The organism is Oleiphilus sp. HI0117 (assembly GCF_001635235.1).
Map to the genome: position 1 here is coordinate 1 of NZ_LWGA01000799.1, position 3,147 is coordinate 3,147.

Genomic DNA, 3,147 nt, shown 5'->3' on the forward strand with positions numbered 1-3,147 from the left:
CACCTTATTACTTTATGGATACCACACAGCCTCCGTAGTTATCCGAAGCTTATGGCATATATTTTTTGTTTTCCTTAGCTTCAGTATAGCCAGCTCACAGAGACTAAGCACCTGAAAATACTAAATTTCTATTTCGTATATTATTTTTTCAATCAGTTACATAAATCTTAAGGGGAAAATTCGAAGAGCTGGAACTTAAGACTATACTCAACATAACGTGGAAAATTTAATACTTATCACCAGTCAATAAACGAGTACAAGAGTTCTATGCTTAAGCTTCAGTTCAGGGATCGCCGAAGAGAGTCCGTATGGTTAGTTGATCAGAATTTTACGATCGGTAAAGCTGCGGACAACAGCCTAATGATAAACGAGAAAGATATTCTCGACCATCATATCCAAATTACCAACACACAAGAAAAACTGAGCCTAAATAATGTCTCGTCGAGCTCAAACGTGTTACTCAATGATAAGCCTGTCGCGACGAATACAAGCCTCAAAGCTGGAGACGTCATCACCATTGGCTCTATTGAACTGGAACTAATCGACCCAAAGTCTGTGAATGAACAGAGCAATGCAGGTTCCACGACAAACTACTCTGCGGGTTGGTCTATCTACTCTAGCGCAAGCTGGCTAGACCAAAGCCGTTTTGTCATCAATAAACGCGTCGTTATTGGTCGAGACCCAAGCTGCGACATAACGCTACCTCTGGAACACCTTTCCAGAAAGCACGTAGCATTAGAAGTTAAAAGTGGCCAGCTATACATGGAAGATCTCGACTCCTCCAACGGCACCTTTTTAAATGGTAGACAAGTAAAACAATCAGCTGTTAAAAATGGCGACAAAATCAAGCTGGACGTATTAACCTTCGAAGTAAACGGACCGGCTCACGACCCCAACAAAACGATTATTCGCAGTGCGTCTGACAGCACCCCGCCAAGCACTGAAAAGACATCCAGCTCGCGCTTGTCGACAAAGATAGAACAACCCGAAAAGAAGCCAGTTAAGAAACCGGCACCAAAACAGACAGCAAAACCGAAACCCAAAGCCGCAAAGAAACGATTGGCTTCGAACGGCAAACAAGAATGGATATCGGGAGATAGTAAACCCACGAATAAAAACAAGAGCAGCTCAATGACAGGAATCATCATTGCTTCGATCATTGCTATTGCCGCTATCACTGCATTTATTTACTTTCAGTGATAAGAGCTCGTCATCTATAGAGGGCCTTGAAAGTTGCTATAAATCTTGCTGTAAAGATTGTAGCAACTTCGTCATTGCATCCCGAAGCTCATCCACAACCATTTCATCGTAATCTATTTTGATCCAGCGTTGGTGCTTATCCGAAGGATGAAGCAACCAACAAGCATATTCTAGACTTGAGCAACCGGCGCCAATAAAAGGATCTAACCCGGCAACCTGTAAGCTTGTTGCACTTAGCATCGGGGCACCATCTTGATAGCTCTTTTCCTGAAGGGTCACTCCACCTTTCACCACACCAAGGTGATACACCAAACCTTCTTTTACTCCGTTTTTTTTGATCCTAGAGCCTGTATAGGGATGCGCATTCAAGAGACTATTTATCTGCATGCTTAGCGCTTCAACCGGATCCTGTGTTAAATATAAGGCTTGCAGTGATTTTATATAGCCGTCTCTTTGGGGCAATTCCACCATTTCTATAGACGTTTTGTTTTTTTGTCCTGAGCCCTCAAGGCTTTTCTCTGCCTCTTCAGCTTCTGTTATCAAGCGCAAAGCTTGCTCATAGAACTGCCCCTGACTACCTGAACTAATAACATAGCGTTCAAGCACCTGACGCGCACTGTGAAACTCTTGTTTGCGGATTTTAACCAAACCCTCGAAATAATGAGACTCAAGCGGTTGCGGCACGTCTAACTTACGCATAAGTACTAGCTGACTCGTCGCATGCTCCCAGTTCCCATTTTCCACCGACTCCTTTAAGGCCAACAAAAGACGCTCGACCTCATGCTCTGGCGGCAAACCTGAGCTATTTACAATCCCTACCTGCAAGCATAAAAATAAAAACAAACATAAGTTTCTCATTGATGACCCTGTCAAAGCATACAAGTTTATTGTCACGCATAGATAGCATAGCAAAGATCGAGATCCTTAGTGTCTACCACCAAGCAAATCTTTGTTTTTAACGCAATGAAAAACGGTTCAGGGGACGAGTACAAGAGCAAAAACACTCTCAAGCTTTTGCAAAAGCTGACTAAAGCAGAAAAGATGCAGAGACTAGGAAGTAAGCTAAACTACGAAGCGCATACGAGGCGTGCCTCGTCCAACATAGCGTGTACAACTTTATCAGACATAACCTTATCACTAGGGTCCGAACTGTCACTTTCAGGCCCAACCGTAATAATACTATCGTCTTCTACAAGCTCCTCAATAGAGGCCATTTCAGTTAACACAGGTAAGTTATCTGGTTCCGCTACGCCCTCATCAAGAATGACTGGCGTGATTTTGGTCTGTGATTCAACAACAATCACCTCATCACTCTCACTCTCGGGCACTAGCTGGTCAAGCCCTTTCGACGATGCAAGTGATTGAACGGTAGGCAGATCTTCAGGTTCAAGCGTCTCTTTAGCTGACGACACTTCTTGCTCAATTGGACGCTTATACGCCTGAATATCAACCTGGGCAGGCTCTGAAAAGAACTCACCAATATAATCATTCAAGATCTGACCGTTAGAATTTGCTTCTTGGGAGCTTAAGGGAGCATCGTCATCATTCTTATCTGAGGCGCTTGCTGAACAATGATCTACAATCTCAGTGCCTGCAGAGCTCATGTCCTGCTCAGCGACCAATAACTGAGGTTTCGGGGAAGCCCCCTGACTTGAAGAGGATATATTGATTCGCACACTCATTCTGCGCGCAGAAGTCTCGACCTGAGACAGTTCGCTCTGAGCTCGTTCCATGCGAGTAGAATTCAGATAACAGCGATAAACCTGAACAATCAAAACCCCCACTAAAATGAGGGTAGTCGCCTCAAACAAGTGGATAAGTGAATTCATGAACATCATCTTCCCTTTCTATAAGGTCTAGAAAGCCCGACAATCAAGTTGCTAGCGTTAGATCATCAAGCTCACGAGTACAAGTCTTATTTTTATATAGCTAATAGTTACTACCGAT

General features: G+C 43.6%; 3 protein-coding genes. 1 reads left to right on the forward strand and 2 read right to left on the reverse strand.

All coding sequences use genetic code 11. The features are described from left to right. Positions 1-267 precede the first annotated feature (267 nt). Positions 268-1,200 carry an FHA domain-containing protein gene (locus tag A3757_RS13155; protein ID WP_068508398.1) on the forward strand — a complete coding sequence of 311 codons (933 nt, stop codon included), beginning with the start codon at positions 268-270 and terminating at the stop codon, positions 1,198-1,200. Positions 1,201-1,236: 36 nt separating this feature from the next. Here the strand turns inward: A3757_RS13155 and A3757_RS13160 are convergent, their stop codons facing one another. Then, on the reverse strand, positions 1,237-2,058 hold the full coding sequence (locus A3757_RS13160; protein WP_068508401.1) for a hypothetical protein: 822 nt from the start codon (positions 2,056-2,058) through the stop codon (positions 1,237-1,239). 209 nt (positions 2,059-2,267) lie between these two features. Next, a complete protein-coding gene (locus tag A3757_RS13165) occupies positions 2,268-3,029 on the reverse strand; it encodes a hypothetical protein (protein ID WP_156490450.1) in 762 nt (253 codons plus the stop codon). Positions 3,030-3,147: the final 118 nt, after the last annotated feature.